The organism is Curtobacterium phoenicis, from assembly GCF_047238015.1.
In the GTDB taxonomy this organism is placed as follows: Bacteria; Actinomycetota; Actinomycetes; order Actinomycetales; family Microbacteriaceae; genus Curtobacterium.
Genome location: NZ_JBDFLZ010000002.1, coordinates 2,428,556 through 2,445,986, shown reverse-complemented (window position 1 = coordinate 2,445,986; position 17,431 = coordinate 2,428,556). Strand labels below are relative to the sequence as shown.

16 protein-coding genes and 1 tRNA gene are annotated in these 17,431 nt (G+C 71.2%); 15 read left to right on the top strand and 2 right to left on the bottom strand.

Annotation, left to right across the window (positions count from 1 at the left end):
- The first annotated feature begins 56 nt into the window (after positions 1-56).
- Positions 57-128, top strand: a tRNA-Arg gene (locus tag ABC270_RS11745).
- Positions 129-313: 185 nt separating this feature from the next.
- Here the strand turns inward: ABC270_RS11745 and ABC270_RS11740 are convergent.
- Positions 314-874, bottom strand: a complete 561-nt coding sequence (locus tag ABC270_RS11740) for a hypothetical protein (RefSeq protein WP_412880956.1) — start codon at positions 872-874, stop codon at positions 314-316.
- Positions 875-932: 58 nt separating this feature from the next.
- On the opposite strand from ABC270_RS11740, the gene argS reads away from it, so the two are divergent.
- The 9 genes from argS to prmC all read left to right on the top strand — a co-directional run bounded on the left by argS (position 933) and on the right by prmC (position 13,030).
- A complete protein-coding gene (argS, locus tag ABC270_RS11735; protein WP_412880955.1) occupies positions 933-2,603 on the top strand; it encodes an arginine--tRNA ligase in 1,671 nt (556 codons plus the stop codon).
- 246 nt (positions 2,604-2,849) lie between these two features.
- Positions 2,850-3,605, top strand: a complete 756-nt coding sequence (locus ABC270_RS11730) for a hypothetical protein (protein WP_412880954.1) — start codon at positions 2,850-2,852, stop codon at positions 3,603-3,605.
- Positions 3,606-3,648: 43 nt separating this feature from the next.
- The gene (locus tag ABC270_RS11725; RefSeq protein WP_412880953.1) at positions 3,649-5,178 is read left to right on the top strand and encodes a diaminopimelate decarboxylase family protein; all 1,530 of its coding nucleotides are present in this window, start codon (positions 3,649-3,651) and stop codon (positions 5,176-5,178) included.
- A gap of 29 nt (positions 5,179-5,207) precedes the next feature.
- On the top strand, positions 5,208-6,539 hold the full coding sequence (locus tag ABC270_RS11720; protein ID WP_058725330.1) for a homoserine dehydrogenase: 1,332 nt from the start codon (positions 5,208-5,210) through the stop codon (positions 6,537-6,539).
- Positions 6,540-6,599: 60 nt separating this feature from the next.
- Positions 6,600-7,679 (top strand): threonine synthase, encoded by a 1,080-nt coding sequence (gene thrC, locus ABC270_RS11715; protein WP_412880952.1) that lies wholly within the window; start codon positions 6,600-6,602, stop codon positions 7,677-7,679.
- Between the two features lie 68 nt (positions 7,680-7,747).
- Positions 7,748-8,671 carry a homoserine kinase gene (gene thrB / locus ABC270_RS11710; RefSeq protein WP_412882086.1) on the top strand — a complete coding sequence of 308 codons (924 nt, stop codon included), beginning with the start codon at positions 7,748-7,750 and terminating at the stop codon, positions 8,669-8,671.
- A gap of 163 nt (positions 8,672-8,834) precedes the next feature.
- Positions 8,835-11,036, top strand: coding sequence for a transcription termination factor Rho (gene rho, locus ABC270_RS11705; protein ID WP_412880951.1), 2,202 nt, complete (start codon positions 8,835-8,837; stop codon positions 11,034-11,036).
- A 3-nt stretch (positions 11,037-11,039) separates the two neighbouring features.
- Positions 11,040-12,122, top strand: coding sequence for a peptide chain release factor 1 (prfA, locus tag ABC270_RS11700; RefSeq protein ID WP_412880950.1), 1,083 nt, complete (start codon positions 11,040-11,042; stop codon positions 12,120-12,122).
- A complete protein-coding gene (prmC, locus tag ABC270_RS11695) occupies positions 12,119-13,030 on the top strand; it encodes a peptide chain release factor N(5)-glutamine methyltransferase (protein WP_412880949.1) in 912 nt (303 codons plus the stop codon). Before prfA ends, prmC begins: the two co-directional genes overlap by 4 nt.
- A gap of 60 nt (positions 13,031-13,090) precedes the next feature.
- Here the strand turns inward: prmC and ABC270_RS11690 are convergent, their stop codons facing one another.
- Complete coding sequence (locus ABC270_RS11690; protein ID WP_412880948.1) at positions 13,091-13,750, bottom strand: HAD-IA family hydrolase; 660 nt, start codon at positions 13,748-13,750, stop codon at positions 13,091-13,093.
- 38 nt (positions 13,751-13,788) lie between these two features.
- Here ABC270_RS11690 and ABC270_RS11685 point away from each other — a divergent pair, with 38 nt between their 5' ends.
- From ABC270_RS11685 to atpE, 5 genes are all read left to right on the top strand, one after another.
- On the top strand, positions 13,789-14,463 hold the full coding sequence (locus tag ABC270_RS11685) for an L-threonylcarbamoyladenylate synthase (protein WP_412880947.1): 675 nt from the start codon (positions 13,789-13,791) through the stop codon (positions 14,461-14,463).
- Positions 14,460-15,686, top strand: a complete 1,227-nt coding sequence (locus ABC270_RS11680; RefSeq protein WP_412880946.1) for an MraY family glycosyltransferase — start codon at positions 14,460-14,462, stop codon at positions 15,684-15,686. The genes ABC270_RS11685 and ABC270_RS11680 overlap by 4 nt, the downstream gene beginning before the upstream one ends.
- The gene (locus ABC270_RS11675; RefSeq protein ID WP_412880945.1) at positions 15,683-16,162 is read left to right on the top strand and encodes a Cg1360 family ATP-synthase-associated protein; all 480 of its coding nucleotides are present in this window, start codon (positions 15,683-15,685) and stop codon (positions 16,160-16,162) included. The genes ABC270_RS11680 and ABC270_RS11675 overlap by 4 nt, the downstream gene beginning before the upstream one ends.
- Before the next feature lie 104 nt (positions 16,163-16,266).
- Positions 16,267-17,127, top strand: a complete 861-nt coding sequence (atpB, locus tag ABC270_RS11670; RefSeq protein ID WP_412880944.1) for a F0F1 ATP synthase subunit A — start codon at positions 16,267-16,269, stop codon at positions 17,125-17,127.
- A gap of 58 nt (positions 17,128-17,185) precedes the next feature.
- Positions 17,186-17,422, top strand: coding sequence for an ATP synthase F0 subunit C (gene atpE, locus ABC270_RS11665; protein ID WP_096899086.1), 237 nt, complete (start codon positions 17,186-17,188; stop codon positions 17,420-17,422).
- Positions 17,423-17,431 lie beyond the last annotated feature (9 nt).

Genomic DNA, 17,431 nt, shown 5'->3' with positions numbered 1-17,431 from the left:
GACATGCCCTGGTCCGGAAGGGTGCCCGAGACCTGCTACGGTTGGTGACACCCCGGGCCCCCATAGCTCAGGGGATAGAGCACTGCCCTCCGGAGGCAGGGGCGGAGGTTCGAATCCTCCTGGGGGCACAGTGACATCCCCGCGCAAGCTGTCGTCCTCGCTGCGCTCGGTCGGCAGCGCGCGATGTCGCGTCCCGCGACCTTCCCCCAGGGCCGGTTCCGGCGAGTGCGTCACTTTTCCAGGGTGACCCCATGACGGCCGGGAGGCGCGGGGCGGCGCCGCCACGGGCCTCCAGGCCGACGCGCGGTCGCGGCTAATTCCCCGTGGTCGGCTTCACGACGCCGCGGATCGCGTCCACCACGGGCTGCGCGCCGCCCGGCTCGGTGAAGAGCGTCGAGGACGCCGTGATCCAGTACGGGTCCGCGAACGCGTCCGCCCGTCCGATCCCGTCGTCCGACAGGTCGAAGTACCCCTCCACCGTGTAGGTCGGCACCGAACCGCCCCGCTGGTACAGCGCGTCCTTGAGGTTCGTGAGCGACTTCTCAGGCAGGTCCGCGACCGCGAACGAGATGGTGACCGCGTGGTCGTCGACCTCACGGAACTGGCAGGCCCGCCCCCGCTGCTGCGCGATCCGCGCCGCCGGGGTGCCCTTCGCGGGCCGGTACGAGTCGACCTCCTCGAACGCCGTGCCGTACACCCCGAGCGACTCGAGGGGGAGCAGCTGCGCGCACGTCTGCGACACGGGCTTCCCGATCGGTGTCGCGGACGGTGTCGGGGTCGCCCCACCGCCATCGGAGCACGCGGCGAGCACGGCCACGGACGTGGTCGCGAGGACGGCGGCGCTGATCGCCCGGACGCGGCTGCGGGAGGTCATCCGGCCATGATGGTGCATCGTCCGGGGAGGTCCGTGGACGCCGGTAGGATCGACCGCTATGACACCAGCCGAACTCTCCGCCGCGTACCTGTCGATCCTGACGGGGATCGTGGAGCGACGAGGTGCCTCGGACACGGTGACGGTCGAGGAGTCCCACGCGGCCCTCGAGCGGCCGAAGAACCGGGCGCACGGCGACTGGGCGTCGAACGCGGCGATGCAGCTCGCGAAGCGCCTCGGGACGAACCCGCGCGAGCTCGCGACCGAGATCGCGGGGGAGCTGACCGAACTCGACGGCGTGGCCTCGGTCGACGTCGCCGGCCCCGGCTTCATCAACATCACCCTCGACGCCGCCGCGGCCGGCGCGATCGCCCGCACCATCGTGGACGAGGGCTCCGCGTTCGGTCGTGGCGACCTCTACGAAGGCGTGAAGATCGACCTCGAGTTCGTCTCCGCCAACCCCACCGGTCCGATCCACATGGGCGGCGTCCGCTGGGCCGCCGTCGGTGACAGCCTCGCCCGCGTGTTCGAGGCGCAGGGCGGTCTGGTCACCCGCGAGTACTACTTCAACGACCACGGGGCGCAGATCGACCGGTTCGCCCGGTCCCTCGTCGCATCGGCGCTCGGCGAGCCCACGCCCGAGGACGGCTACGGCGGCGCGTACATCGGCGAGATCGCGGCGCGCGTCATCGCGACCCTGCCGGCCGGCACCGACGTGCGGAACCTGCCGCGTGACGAGGCGCAGGAGCTGTTCCGGCGCGAGGGCGTCGAGTTCATGTTCGCGGACATCAAGTCGTCGCTGCACGACTTCGGCGTCGACTTCGACGTGTACTTCCACGAGAACTCGCTGCACGAGTCGAAGGCCGTCGAGCGCGCCATCGAGCGGCTGCAGTCCCTGGGCAAGATGTACGAGGCCGAGGGGGCGCTCTGGCTCCGCACGACCGACTTCGGCGACGACCGTGACCGCGTGGTCATCAAGTCCGACGGGCAGCCGGCGTACATCGCGGGCGACCTGGCGTACTACCTGGACAAGCGCGAGCGCGGGTTCGAGCGGAACCTCATCATGCTCGGCGCCGACCACCACGGCTACGTCGGCCGGATGATGGCGATGTGTGCGGCGTTCGGTGACGAGCCCGGCAAGAACCTCGAGATCCTCATCGGGCAGATGGTCAACCTGCTCAAGGACGGCGAGCCGATGCGCATGTCCAAGCGCGCGGGCACGATCGTCACGATGGAGGACCTCGTCGACGCCGTCGGTGTCGACGCCGGCCGGTACGCCCTGGTGCGGTTCGCGAGCGACACCTCGATCGACATCGACCTCGACCTGCTCACGAAGCGGACGAACGACAACCCGGTCTTCTACGTGCAGTACGCCCACGCGCGCACGCAGTCGGTGGCCCGGAACGCCGCCGCCTCCGGGGTCGACCGGTCCGCGTTCGACGCGTCGCTCCTGACGCACGAGACCGAGAGCACCCTCGTCGGTGCCCTCGCCGAGTACCCGCGCGTCGTCCGGCAGGCCGCGGAACTCCGTGAGCCGCACCGCATCGCGCGCTACATCGAGCAGCTCGCGGGGCTCTACCACCGCTGGTACGACTCCTGCCGGGTGACCCCGCTCGGGGACGAGCCCGTGACGGACCTCCACCGCACGCGTCTCTGGCTGAACGACGCCACCGGGCAGGTCATCCGCAACGGCCTCGGCCTCCTCGGGGTGAGCGCGCCCGAGCGCATGTAGCGCTGCGGCGCGCTGCGCGCTGCACGCCGTCGCGCGTGTTGCACCACGAACGCGACATCGAACCAGGGCACGCGCCCGGTTCGATGTCGCCTTCGTGGTTCGACGCGGCCGCGCAGATGCCGCGCGGGCGCCGCGCGACGTCGCGCCGCGCCGCCAAGCGCACCCAGCGCACCCGCGGCGGACACCCACCGGGCGCACGCCGCGCCTCCAGGCAGGCTGACGGTGGGTGCTGGCAGGGTGGGACGCATGACCGCCGCCCCCGCCGCCCGCCCGAAGCGCCGCCGCTGGCCGATCGTCCTCGTCGTCGTGCTCGTCGTGCTCGCCGCCCTCGTGGTGGTCGCCGAGTTCGTCCTCCGCGGTGTCGTCGACCGGATCATCGCCGAGCAGGTCGAGCAGGCGCTCCCCGAGGGCACGACCGGCCAGGTCGAGGCACACGCCGACGGCATCGTCATCCCGCAGCTCATCGGCGGCACGCTCGACCAGGTCGAGATCTCCTCGCGGAAGATCACGGTCGACGGCATCCCGCTCGCCGCCGACGTCACCGTGCACGACGTCCCCGTGGACGGCAAGGGGGACGTGCGCGACCTCGACGGCACCGTGACCCTCGCCTCGGGCAGCATCAAGGACCTGGCGAAGTACAGTCCGCTGTTCGATCGCCTGAAGCTCGTCGACGGCGGGGTCGAGCTCTCCGGCACGACGGCGGTCCTCGGCTACGACATCACCTACGCCGCTCGCGGTGACGTCGCCACGCAGGACGACGGCAAGGGCGTGACGATCACCCCGAAGAGCGTCCGCATCACCAACTCGTCGCTCGGGTTGAAGGTCGACTCGATCCCCGGGGTCACGAACGTCCCGGTCGAGGTCTGCACCGCACGCTTCCTGCCGTCCCAGCTCGCGGTGCGCGACCTCGACGTCACGGCGCGCGAGGCGACGGTCCGCGTCACCGCGGACTCCCTGCCGCTCAGTGAGCAGGGGCTGCGGTCGGTGGGGTCCTGCTCGTAACACCGGACAGGAGGCACCGCGCGGCTCGGTAGGATCGGGTCCCGTGAGCGAGAACCCCCTTGCCCCGCCGCGGCTGCGGTTCCCGACCGACGCCTCCGCGCTGACGGCGCGCATCTGGCCCGCCTCCGCGACCCGGACGGACGACGGCGAGCTCGCCGTGGGGGGCATCACCGCCTCCGACCTCGCCCGGCAGTTCGGCACGCCGCTGTACGTGCTCGACGAGCGCGACGTCCAGTCACGGGCCGTGCGGGTGCGGACCGCCTTCTCGGACGCGTTCGGCCGCATCGGTACCCGGGCGCACGTCTACTACGCGGGCAAGGCGTTCCTGACGACCCAGGTCGCCGCGTGGATGGCCGAGGCGGACCTCCGCGTCGACGTCTGCACCGGCGGGGAGCTCGCGGTCGCCCTGGCCGGCGGCGTCGACCCCGGGATGCTCGGCTTCCACGGCAACGACAAGTCCGACGCCGAGATCGCCCGCGCCGTCGAGGTCGGGGTCGGCACGATCGTCCTCGACAGCCACGAGGAGGTGCAGCGCGTCGCCCGTGCCGCTGCCGACGCCGGTGTCGTGCAGCGCGTCCGCATCCGGATCAACAGCGGTGTGCACGCCTCGACGCACGAGTACCTCGCCACGGCCCGCGAGGACCAGAAGTTCGGCATCCCGCTCACCGAGGCCGAGCAGGCTGCGGCCGCGGTCCGTGCGGAGCCCTCGCTCGCGTTCGTCGGGCTGCACTCGCACATCGGCTCCCAGATCTTCGACGAGTCCGGTTTCCGCGAGGCCGCCCGCCGCCTCATGGACGTCCACGCGGCGCTCGTGGCCACGGGGCCGGTGCCTGAGCTCAACCTCGGCGGGGGCTGGGGCATCGACTACACCGAGGCCGACTCGGCGTTCGCGCCCGAGGACGTCGCGGAGGCCCTCGCGACGATCGTGGCCGACGCCTGCGCGGAGCGTGCGATCCCGGTACCCGAGATCGCGGTGGAGCCCGGCCGGTACATCGTCGGTCCCGCCGGCATCACGCTCTACTCCGTCGGCACCATCAAGCCCGTCACGCTGGAGCTCGACGACGCGGCGGCGCACGGAGGCGCTGCCGCACCGGTCGACAGCGGCTCGCCCGTGCAGGACGCGACCGAGCGGGTGCTCGCGACCGAGGACGACGCCGTCGCCGCGGACGCACCGTCCGCCCGTGCCGCGACCCGGACGTACGTGTCCGTCGACGGCGGCATGAGCGACAACGCCCGCCCGGCGCTGTACGGCGCCGACTACACCGCCCGCCTCGCCCGGAGTTCGGACGCGCCAGCGGTGCTGAGCCGGGTCGTCGGCAAGCACTGCGAGAGCGGGGACGTCGTCGTGAACGACGAGTACCTGCCGGGGGACGTGCACCGGGGCGACCTGCTCGCCGTCGCCGCGACCGGTGCCTACTGCTGGAGCCTCGCGAGCAACTACAACCACGTCGGTCGCCCGCCGGTCGTCGCCGTGGCGGACGGCGCAGCCCGTATCCTCGTCCGGGGCGAGTCGATCGACGACCTGCTCGCCCGTGACACCGGGGTCGTCCCCGCACCCGGCCCCGGCCGGTGACCCGCCCGAACGACAGGAACCACCCCCAGATGATCGAATACCGCAACGTCCGCGTCGCCCTGCTCGGAGCCGGCTCGGTCGGGTCGCAGGTGGCGCGGCTCCTCCTCGAACACGGCGACGAACTCGCCTCCCGCGCCGGCGCCGGGCTCGAGCTCGTCGGCATCGCCGTCCGCGACACCGAGGCGGAGCGGGACGTCGACCTGCCGAAGGACCTCTTCACGACCGACGCCGAGTCGCTGATCCTGGGCGCCGACATCGTCGTCGAGCTCATCGGCGGCATCGAACCCGCGCGGACGCTCGTGCTCCAGGCGCTGCAGTCCGGAGCGGACGTCGTCACGGGCAACAAGGCGCTCCTCGCGACCCACGGTCCTGAGCTGTTCGCGGCCGCCGAGCAGGTCGGAGCGCAGCTCTACTACGAAGCCGCCGTCGCCGGGGCGATCCCGATCATCCGCCCGCTGCACGACTCGCTCGCCGGTGACCGCATCGTGCGCATCATGGGCATCGTCAACGGCACGACGAACTTCATCCTCGACCTGATGGACCGCAAGGGCGCGACCTTCGAGGACGCGCTGGCCACCGCGACCGAGCTCGGCTACGCCGAGGCCGACCCGACCGCCGACGTCGAGGGCTACGACGCCGCGCAGAAGGCCGCGATCCTGGCGTCGCTCGCGTTCCACACCTCGGTGCCGCTCGCGGCCGTGCACCGCGAGGGCATCACCGCGATCACGATCGACCAGGTCCGCGCGGCGCGCAAGGCCGGCTACGTCGTGAAGATCCTCGCGACGGCCGAACGCCTGACCGACGAGGACGGCCGCGAGGGCGTCTCCGCCCGTGTGTACCCGGCCCTCGTGCCGGAGTCGCACCCGCTCGCGAGCGTGCACGGCGCGAAGAACGCCGTGTTCGTCGAGGCGGAGGCCGCTGGCGACCTCATGTTCTACGGTGCCGGCGCCGGTGGTGTCGAGACGGCCTCGGCCGTCCTCGGCGACCTCGTGTCCGCCGCGCGCCGACACGTCATCGGCGGCCCCGGCGTCGCCGAGTCGACCCAGGCGGACCTGCCCGTGTTCCCGATCGGGACCGTGCGCACCCGCTACCAGATCACGCTGCACGTCGCGGACGCCCCGGGTGTCCTGTCGACGGTCGCGGGCGTGCTCGCCAAGCACGGCGTCAGCGTGGAGACGGTCGAACAGACCAGCGCGCTGCAGACGGACGCTCCCGGTGCCGACCGCACCGGTGCGACCGCGACGCTCGTCATCGGCACCCACCTTGCGCGCGAGTCCGACCTCGCCGACACCGTGGTGGCGCTCCGGAACGAGGACGTCGTCGCCGAGATCACCAGCGTGCTGCGGGTCGCCGGCGCCTGAGCCGCGACACGACCTCGCACCCACGCACCCGAACAGCACACCGATACAAAGGGGAGCCTGATGGCCCACCAGTGGCAGGGAGTCCTGCGCGAGTACGCCGACCGTCTCGACGTGACCGAGGCGACGCCCGTCGTCACCCTCGGCGAGGGCGGCACCCCGCTCATCCCGGCGCGACGTCTCTCCGAGCGCACCGGGGCGGACGTCTACGTCAAGTTCGAGGGCATGAACCCGACCGGTTCGTTCAAGGACCGCGGCATGACGATGGCGATCTCCAAAGCGGTCGAGCACGGCGCCAAGGCGGTCATCTGCGCCTCGACCGGCAACACGAGCGCGTCCGCCGCCGCCTACGCCACGCACGCGGGCATCACCGCCGCGGTGCTCGTGCCCGAGGGCAAGATCGCGATGGGCAAGCTCAGCCAGGCGATCGCGCACGACGGCCAGCTGCTCCAGGTGCAGGGCAACTTCGACGACTGCCTCGACATCGCGCGCGACCTCGCGGCGAACTACCCGGTGCACCTCGTCAACTCGGTGAACAACGACCGCATCGAGGGCCAGAAGACCGCCGCGTTCGAGGTCGTCGACGTCCTGGGCGACGCGCCGGACTTCCACTTCCTGCCCGTCGGCAACGCGGGCAACTACACCGCCTACTCCCGCGGTTACCGCGAGGACGTCGCCGCTGGTCGTTCCTCGAAGCTCCCGCGCATGTTCGGCTTCCAGGCCGCCGGCTCCGCCCCGATCGTCCGTGGCGAGGTCGTCCCCAAGCCCGAGACGATCGCGTCCGCCATCCGCATCGGCAACCCGGCCTCGTGGCAGTACGCCCTCGAGGCGCGTGACGAGACCGACGGCTACTTCGGTGCGATCTCGGACGAGGCGATCCTCGCGGCGCACCACATCCTCTCCGCCGAGGTCGGCGTGTTCGTGGAGCCCGCCTCCGCGATCGGTGTCGCCGGGCTGCTCGAGCGCGCGGACGCCGGGGTCGTCGGCAAGGGCGCGAAGGTCGTCATCACGGTGACCGGCCACGGCCTCAAGGACCCGCAGTGGGCCCTCCGCACCGAGGACGGCGGCGAGGTGCAGCCCACGGTCGTGCCGGTGGACACGAAGTCCGTCGCCGACGTGCTCGGACTGGTCGGCGCCGAGTGAGCACGCACCGCTCGTCCGGACCGGGGGAGGGCACGACCGCCCAGCACGCTGTACCGGCCGGACGGGCGGTGCGCGTCCGGGTGCCGGCCACGTCGGCGAACCTCGGACCGGGCTTCGACTCGCTCGGGCTCGCGCTCTCGCTGTACGACGAGGTGACGGTCCGCGTCCGACCCGAACCCGGCGCGTCCGTGACGGTCGAGGGCGTCGGCGCGGGTGAGGTCGCCACCGACGACACGAACCTCGTCGTGCAGGCCGTCCGTCGGGGACTCGCCGCCGGTGGGGTCACCGAGCAGCCGGGGCTGGAGCTGCACGCGGTCAACGCGATCCCGCACGGCCGCGGACTCGGGTCGAGTGCGGCCGCGATCGTCGCCGGGCTCATGGCGGCGAGGGGGCTCCTCGACGGGGTCGTCGACCTCGATGCCTCGACGCTCCTGACGCTCGCCACCGAGATGGAGGGGCACCCCGACAACGTCGCTCCGGCGCTCTTCGGCGGTCTGACCATCGCGTGGATGACCGCGGACGGCCCCGCCTACAAGCGACTCCTCGTGCACCGCGGTGTCTCGCCGGTGGTCTTCGTGCCGACCTCGACCCTGTCCACGAAGCTCGCTCGGTCCCTGCAGCCCGCGAGCGTGCCGCACGCGGACGCCGCGTTCAACGTGTCCCGGTCGGCGCTCCTGGTCGCCGCCCTCATCCAGAGCCCCGAGCTGCTCCTGGCCGCGACCGAGGACCGCCTCCACCAGTCCTACCGGGCGAGCGCCATGCCCGAGACCGACGCACTCATCGGGCTCCTGCGGCAGCACGGGCTCGCGGCGGTGGTCTCGGGGGCCGGCCCCAGCCTCCTCGTCCTCGGCAGTGACCCGGCTCAGCGCCTGACCGCCGCCGACCTGGTCTCACGACACGCGGAATCCGACTGGCGCCCGCTCATGCTGGCCGTGGACCTGGGTGGTGCTACAGTGGCAGCGCACTCGGCGCTCCAAGCCGATCCCGCATAGGCAGCAGGAACGATCCTCGCCGGTGCAGGGTCCGGTGCGCGGGGGCACTCTCTTTCTGATCACCGTTTCCCGGTCCGTCGTCTGAACGACGGTCAGTGCACCCCTGTGCATCCGGGGCGGTGGAAACTCTCCGCGTTCTGCGGTTCGAAAGGAAACACCGACCTTGACGAACGTCAACGACTCCACCCAGGTGGAGATCCCCAGCGACCTGCGCGCCCTCCGGCTCCCGGAGCTCCAGCGCATCGCTTCCTCCCTCGGCATCACGGGTCTCTCGAAGATGCGCAAGGGCGACCTCATCGCCACCATCGAGGAGAAGCGCCCGGCGACGGGCGAGACCCCCACCGCCGAGTCCCCGGTCGCCGAGCAGCCGACGCTGCCCGAGCCCGCGGCAGAGCAGACCGCCACCGAGCAGTCGGCGCCCGAGCAGTCGGCGCCCGAGCAGCCCGCGGCGCAGGCGCCCGCCGCCGAGCAGCAGGACGCGACCCCGGACGCCGCCACCGGCGCCGAGGCGACCGACCAGCCGACCGGCGGCCGTGCACGTCGCTCGCGCCGTGCCTCCTCTGCGGGCACCGTGAACGCCGCCCCGACGTCGGCCACCGAGCACCAGAACCACGGGCACACCGGCACCGAGGACCTCCTCGCCGGGCTCGACCAGGTCCGCGCGGAGAAGGACGCCCAAGAGGCAGCGCAGGCGGCCGGCCAGCGCCGTGGCCGCGGCCAGCAGCAGAACGGCCAGCAGGGCGGTCAGCAGCAGGCTGACCAGCAGGGCGAGGGCGACGCCGCCACGCAGGCGGGCGAGCACGGCGGCGAGTCCGGCGAGGGCGACCAGCAGGGCGAGGGCGGCTCGCGCCGCGGACGCCGGAGCCGTGGCCGCGGTCGCGGCCGCGGCCAGAACGCCGAGAACGGCGAGCAGAACGGCCAGGGCGCGAACGGCCAGGGCGGCAACGACCAGCAGGGTCAGCAGAAGCAGGACGACCAGAACGGTCAGCAGAAGCAGGGCCAGCAGAACGGCCAGCAGAAGCAGGGTCAGCAGAAGCAGGACGACCAGAACGGTCAGCAGAAGCAGGGCCAGCAGAAGCAGAACAACCAGCACGGCCCGCAGCAGGACGCACAGGAGGGCGAGGGCCGCAGCCGTCGTCAGCGTGACCGCAAGCGCGGCCGCGGCGGCCAGCAGGACGACCTCGAGCCCGAGGTCACCGAGGACGACGTCCTCATCCCCATCGCGGGCATCCTCGACGTCCTCGACAACTACGCCTTCGTGCGGACGACCGGCTACCTGCCCGGCCCGAGCGACGTCTACGTCTCGCTCGGCCAGGTGAAGAAGTACCACCTCCGCAAGGGCGACGCGATCGTCGGCTCGATCAAGCAGCCCCAGGGCGGCGAGCAGCAGAGCCGGCAGAAGTACAACGCCCTCGTCAAGGTCGACACCGTCAACGGCCAGACCGCCGACGAGGCCGCTGCCCGCAAGGACTTCTCCGACCTGACGCCGCTCTACCCCAACGAGCGCCTGCGCCTCGAGACCGAGCCGCAGAAGCTGTCGACACGCATCATCGACCTCGTGTCGCCGATCGGCAAGGGCCAGCGCGGCCTCATCGTGTCGCCGCCCAAGGCCGGCAAGACCGTCGTGCTGCAGGCCATCGCCAACGCGATCGCGAAGAACAATCCCGAGGCGCACCTCATGGTCGTCCTCGTCGACGAGCGGCCCGAAGAGGTCACCGACATGCAGCGCTCGGTGAAGGGCGAGGTCATCGCCTCGACCTTCGACCGTCCGGCCGAGGACCACACCACGGTCGCCGAGCTCGCCATCGAGCGTGCGAAGCGCCTCGTGGAGCTCGGTCACGACGTCGTCGTGCTGCTCGACTCGATCACGCGCCTCGGCCGCGCCTACAACCTGGCGACGCCGGCCTCCGGTCGCGTGCTCTCCGGCGGCGTCGACTCGGCCGCGCTGTACCCGCCGAAGCGCTTCTTCGGCGCGGCGCGCAACATCGAGGACGGCGGCTCGCTGACCATCCTGGCGACCGCGCTCGTCGAGACCGGTTCCAAGATGGACGAGGTGATCTTCGAGGAGTTCAAGGGCACCGGCAACATGGAGCTCCGCCTCAACCGCCACCTCGCGGACAAGCGGATCTTCCCGGCCGTCGACGTCAATGCCTCGGGCACCCGTCGCGAGGAGCAGCTGCTCTCCGCCGACGAGGTCAAGATCACGTGGCGCCTGCGCCGGGCCCTCGCCGGGCTCGACCCGCAGCAGGCGCTCGAGATCGTGCTGCGGAACCTCAAGGAGACGCAGTCGAACGTCGAGTTCCTGGTCCAGGTGCAGAAGTCGGTCCCCACGACCGGCGGGCACCACAACGGCCACCAGGAGTAATCGGTGTTCGAGTCGGTAGCGGGGCTGCTGGCGGAACACGAGGACCTGACGCAGCAGCTGTCGGACCCCGCGCTCCACGCCGATCCGGCCCGTGCGAAGAAGGTGAACCGGCGGTACGCCGAGCTCAGCCAGATCAAGGCCGCGTACGAGTCCTGGCAGGCGGCGGGGGACGACCTCGCCGCCGCCCGGGAACTCGCCCGCGAGGACGAGGCCTTCGCGGACGAGGTGCCCGCGCTCGAGGAGCAGCTGCAGGAGCGTCAGGAGCGCCTGCGTCGCCTGCTCATCCCGCGCGACCCCGACGACGGCCGTGACGTCATCATGGAGATCAAGGGCGGCGAGGGCGGCGAGGAATCGGCGCTCTTCGCGGCGGACCTCCTGCGGATGTACTCGCACTACGCCGAGACGAAGGGTTGGAAGGTCGAGCTCCTCGAGCGCACCGAGTCCGACCTCGGCGGCTACAAGGACGTGCAGGTCGCGATCAAGTCGAACGCGACCGACCCGTCCCAGGGCGTCTGGGCGCACCTGAAGTACGAGGGCGGCGTGCACCGCGTGCAGCGCGTGCCGGCGACCGAGTCACAGGGGCGCATCCACACGTCCACGACGGGCGTCCTGGTGTTCCCCGAGGTCGACGAGCCCGAAGAGGTCCAGATCAACCAGAACGACCTCAAGATCGACGTGTACCGGTCCTCCGGTCCCGGCGGTCAGTCGGTGAACACGACCGACTCCGCCGTCCGCATCACCCACCTGCCCACGGGCATCACGGTCGCGATGCAGAACGAGAAGTCGCAGCTGCAGAACCGCGAGGCCGGCATGCGGGTCCTCCGGGCGCGCATCCTCGCGAAGCAGCAGGAGGAGCTCGACGCGATCGCCTCGGACGCGCGCAAGTCGCAGATCCGCGGCATGGACCGTTCCGAGCGCATCCGCACGTACAACTTCCCGGAGAACCGCATCGCGGACCACCGCACCGGGTACAAGGCGTACGACCTCGACCGGGTGATGAACGGCGCGCTCGAGCCCGTCATCCAGTCCGCCATCCAGGCGGACGAAGAGGCTCGTCTGGCCGCCATCGGCGACCAGGACGCGTGAGCGACACCGCGTCGGACGGACGGGAGGCGCGACCCGCCTCCGACGCGCCCGTCACGTTCGCCGCGGACCGCCTCCTCGCCGAGGCGGCCGCGGCGCTCCGCGCCGCCGGCGTCCCGACCCCGCAGGTGGACGCCGAGCTCCTCCTCGCCTGGGCGACCGACACCTCCCGCGGAGCCGTCCAGGCCCGCGCCCTGACCGGGGGAGCGATCGCGACGGAGCACGTCGATCGCTTCCGGCACGCCGTGGCCCGCAGGGCCACCCGTGAGCCGCTCCAGCACATCACCGGGGTGGCGTACTTCCGTGCCCTGACGCTCGCCGTGGGACCGGGCGTCTTCGTCCCGCGGCCCGAGACCGAGGGCGTCGTCCAGTTCGGCATCGACGCACTCCGGGCCACCGCACTGCCCTCGCCCGTGGCCGTCGACCTGGGCTCCGGCAGCGGGGCGATCGCGATCGCGATGGACACCGAGGTGCCGAACGCGGTCGTGTACGCCGTCGAGCGCTCGCCCGAGGCCCTCCCGTGGACCCGCAGCAACGTGGCCGCCCACGGTGGGACCGTTCGGCTCGTCGAGGGCGACCTCGCCGACGCGCTGCCCGAGCTCGACGGCACCGTGTCCGTGGTCGTGTCCAACCCGCCGTACGTCCCCGACGACATGGTGCCGGTCGACCCGGAGGTCCGGGACCACGACCCGTCGCTCGCACTGTACGGGGGACCGGACGGCCTCGACGCCGTGCGTGCCCTCACCGAGACCGCCTGGCGCCTGCTCGTGCCTGGTGGGCTCCTCGTGATCGAGCACGCCGAGCAGCAGGGCGCCGGCGTCCGCGCGGTCCTCGCCGCGCGGGGGTTCCGCAGCCCGGAGACGCACGTCGACCTCACCGGTCGCGACCGCACCACGACGGCCACCCGCTGAGGCGACCCGCGGGACGGACGTGAGCCCTGCCTCCCGGCCGGGTCCGACGCAGCGCGTCCGTCAGGCGACGGGGGAGGCGAGCCGCTCCTGCTCCTGCTCGGCGACGAAGGCACGGACCGCGTCGCGGAGGTCGGTGTGCTCCTCGACGAGGACCGCGTGGATGCCGACGCTCCTGGCGCCCTCGACGTTGACCGGCATGTCGTCGGCGAAGAAGGTGCGCTCGGCCGGGACGCCGTGGTGCTCGAGCGCCCGACGGAAGACCTCTGGTTCGGGCTTGCGCGCGCCGAAGTTGCTCGTCGTGTCGAGGTGGTCGCCGAACACCGCCGCGAGCGAGGGCACCCATCGCGCGATCCACCGACCGGCGAGCGGGCCGTTGTTCGTCAGCAGGCCGACGCGCCCGTGCCCGGCTGCGATCCGCACCGCCTCGACCCGCTCGGGCAGCTCCGTCATCGCGGCGCCGCGGAAGCGCGCCCACTCGGACTCCGGGACGTCGCAGCCCATCGCGTCTTCGAACGCGGCGAGGTAGGCGTCCCCGTCGGGCCAGTGGCCGGCCTCGGCCCGCGCCTCGTTCCCGCAGTCCCACCAGCGGCGACGCAGCTCGGCGAAGTCGTGGCCGGTGAACTCGGCGAGTGCCTCCATCCGCACGCGCCAGTCGTAGTGCACGAGGACCTCGTCCATGTCGAAGAGGAACAGGAGCGGGGGCGCGGTGGTCTCGTTCACGATGTCCTCCATTGTGTCGCACTATCATCGTGCGAGTCATGGCCTCCCGATACGACTGCACCGACAACGACGGCCTCCTCACCGGGATGCGGCTCGCACGTGCCGCACTCGGACGCGGAGAGCTCGTCGTCGTCCCCACCGACACCGTCTACGGCCTCGCCGCGGACGCCTTCAGCGCGGCCGCCGTGCAGCGGCTCCTCGACGCGAAGGGCCGGACCCGGCAGTCCCCGCCGCCCGTGCTCATCCCCGGGCCGCCGACCCTCGACGCACTCGCGAGCGAGGTCCCGCAGCAGGTCCGTGACCTCGTGGCCGAGTTCTGGCCAGGCGGGCTCACGGTCATCCTCCGCGCGCAGCCGTCGCTCGACTGGGACCTCGGCGAGACCCGGGGCACCGTCGCGCTGCGGATGCCGGACTCCCGGATCGCGCTCGAGTTGCTGCAGGAGGTCGGGCCGCTCGCGGTCTCCTCGGCGAACAGCACGGGCGACCCGGCCGCGATGGACGTCGACGCCGCGGAGCGCATGCTCGGCGACAGCGTGTCCGTCTACCTCGACGGCGGTCCGATCGCGGCCCACGACGGGTTCGCGGTGTCGACCGGCTCGACGATCGTCGATGCGACCGGTCTCTCCACCGGCGACAAGCTGACGATCGTGCGGCACGGGGTGACCCCCGACGACGAGATCGCCCGGGTCGTCGGAGCCGACCTGATCGCGTGAAGTACTACCTGCTCGCGGGGGCCATCGCCGCGGTCGTGAGCTTCTGCATCAGCTGGCTGGTGTGGAAGCTCGGCGTCCGGTTCCGGTGGTACCCGAAGGTCCGCGAGCGCGACGTGCACCGCACACCAACGCCACGGCTCGGCGGCATCGCGATGTACCTCGGGGTCATCGTGGCGATGCTCGCGGCCTGGTTCCTGTTCCCCTCGATCGCCGGGACCGACTACTTCCGGCTCGTGTTCTCCGAACCGGGTCGGGTGCTCGCCGTACTCGGCGGGGCGACGATCATCGTGGTCCTCGGTGTCGCGGACGACATCTGGGACCTCGACTGGATGACGAAGCTCGCCGGGCAGATCATCGCCGCCGGCATCCTGGCGTGGCAGGGCGTGGCGATCGTCTCGCTGCCGATCGGCAACACGCTCGGCGTGGGCTCGTCCTACATGAGCCTGATCTTCACGGTGCTCGCGGTGGTGCTCGTGATGAACGCGGTGAACTTCATCGACGGGCTCGACGGGCTCGTCGCCGGAGTGGCGATCATCGCCGGCGGGGTGTTCTTCCTCTACACGTTCTTCATCAACCGCGTGGTGCAGCAGACGGAGTTCTTCTTCAACCTGCCGTCGCTGTTGACCGCGGTCCTCGTCGGGGCGTGCTTCGGGTTCCTCATCCTCAACTGGCACCCGGCGAAGCTGTTCATGGGGGACGCCGGCGCGTTGCTCGTCGGCTTCCTCATGGCCACGAGTGCGGTGAGCGTCACGGGCAACATCGACCCTGCGGCCGTGCAGACCCGACAGGCGCTGCTGCCGGCGTTCATCCCGATCCTGTTGCCGTTCGCGATCCTCATCGTGCCGATCCTCGACTTCGGGCTCGCGGTGACCCGGCGTCTCAGCGCCGGGAAGTCGCCGTTCTCGGCCGACCGGAAGCACCTGCACCACCGCCTGCTCGACATGGGGCACTCGCACTTCCACGCCGTGCTGATCTTCTATGCGTGGACCGCCACGGTGGCGTTCGGGTGCCTGCTCTTCCTCTTCGTCGACTGGTACTGGGTCGTGGCGTTCGTCTCGGTCGGGTTCACGGTGTGCGCCGTCGCCACCTTCGCCCCGCTCGGTCGGAAGCGCACCGAGATCGCCGCCCAGACCGCGAACCGGTCCGCCGCCGTGGTGGACGCCAGCCACGACCCGCTCGACCGGGCCGCCAACGACCGCACGATCCCTGGAGACATCACGTGACCGCACCGAACGCGCTCGACCACGTCCGGCCGGTGTTCCGCCGCATCCTCGTCTGGGCGGGCCTCCTCGCGGTCGCCCTCGCCGTCGTCGGGGGAGTCGTCGGGCTCCTTCTGGCCGGGACGCCCGGTCTCGCGGGCGGACTGCTCGGCGCGGTGCTGAGCGTCGTGTTCCTCGGGCTCACCGCGCTCTCCGTGCTGGTGGCGCTCCGGGCCTCGAAGGGCCAGATGATCTCGGGGGCGTTCTTCGGGATCGTGATGGGCACCTGGCTGTTGAAGTTCGTGCTGTTCCTCGTCGCGCTGTTCCTGCTCCGCGGGCGGGACTGGGTCGACTTCCCGACCCTCGCGATCGTCATCATCGTCGGCGTCGTCGGATCCCTGGTGATCGATGTCGTCGCGGTGGCCACCGCCCGGGTGCCGATCGACGTCCCGCTGCCCGGTTCCTCCTCGGACCCTGAGAAGAACGACACCCGCGACTGAGAGCCCGGGAAGCCTCTCGCACCTGATAGGCTTCTCGAAGTCCGCGTCCGGAGCCTCGCTCGGAGCGGACGAGCCTCCACAAAGTCCACCATCGCGTGCCGTGTGTGCGCGCGCCGACACAGGAGACAGCGCTGCTATCCCACGCTCTTCCCCTGTCCCTCACCGCTGCGGTCAACCCCGTCGCGGCGGGGAGCAGCCAGGCCGCCGAGTTCCACGGTCCGTCGATCAACGAGTTCTTCCCTGACGCGATCTTCTTCGCCGGGACGCCGTTCGAGATCGACCGCCTCGTCATCATCCGGTTCATCGCCGTCGCCGTGCTGCTGATCATCGGCATCGTCGGGACCCGCTCGCTGAAGCTCGTCCCCGGTCGTGGCCAGGCGCTGATCGAGTACGCGTTCGACGTCGTCCGGCGCAACACGTTCGACAACCTCGGCGAGAAGGACGGCAAGCGGTTCCTGCCGCTCCTCGCCACCATCTTCTTCTCCGTGCTGTTCCTGAACCTCACGGGTCTGATCCCCGGGTTCAACCTGCAGGGCACCAGCCGCATCGCGTACCCGATGATCCTCGCGATCGTCGCCTACGTGGCGTTCATCTACGCGGGTCTGAAGAAGCACCCGGGTGCCTTTCTCCGGAACTCGCTCTTCCCGCCGGGCGTTCCGTGGTACCTCTACTTCATCGTGACGCCGATCGAGCTCGTCTCGACCTTCGTGCTCCGTCCGGTGACGCTGACGCTCCGACTCCTCATGAACATGGTCGTCGGGCACCTGCTCCTCGTGCTGTTCTTCGCGGCGACGCAGTTCTTCTTCTTCGACACCGAAGGCGCCTTCAAGCTCTTCGGCGTCGGGACGCTCGCGTTCGGCATCGCGTTCAGCTTCTTCGAGATCCTGGTCGCGCTGCTGCAGGCGTACGTCTTCATGCTGCTGACCGCTGTGTACATCCAGCTCGCGCTGGCTGACGAGCACTGACCTGCACTGACCCCCATACGGCACGGCATCCGTCGGGCCGCACCTGAAAGGAAAACACGTGGACGCAACGACCGTTCTCGCGGCAATCAACGGCAACATCGCGACGGTTGGCTACGGCCTCGCGGCGATCGGCCCGGCCATCGGCGTGGGCATCGTCGTCGGCAAGACGATCGAGTCCGTCGCTCGCCAGCCGGAGCTCCAGGGCCGCCTGACGACCCTCATGTACATCGGTATCGCCTTCACCGAGGCGCTCGCCTTCATCGGCATCGCCACGTACTTCATCTTCACCAACTAAGGCCTCTCG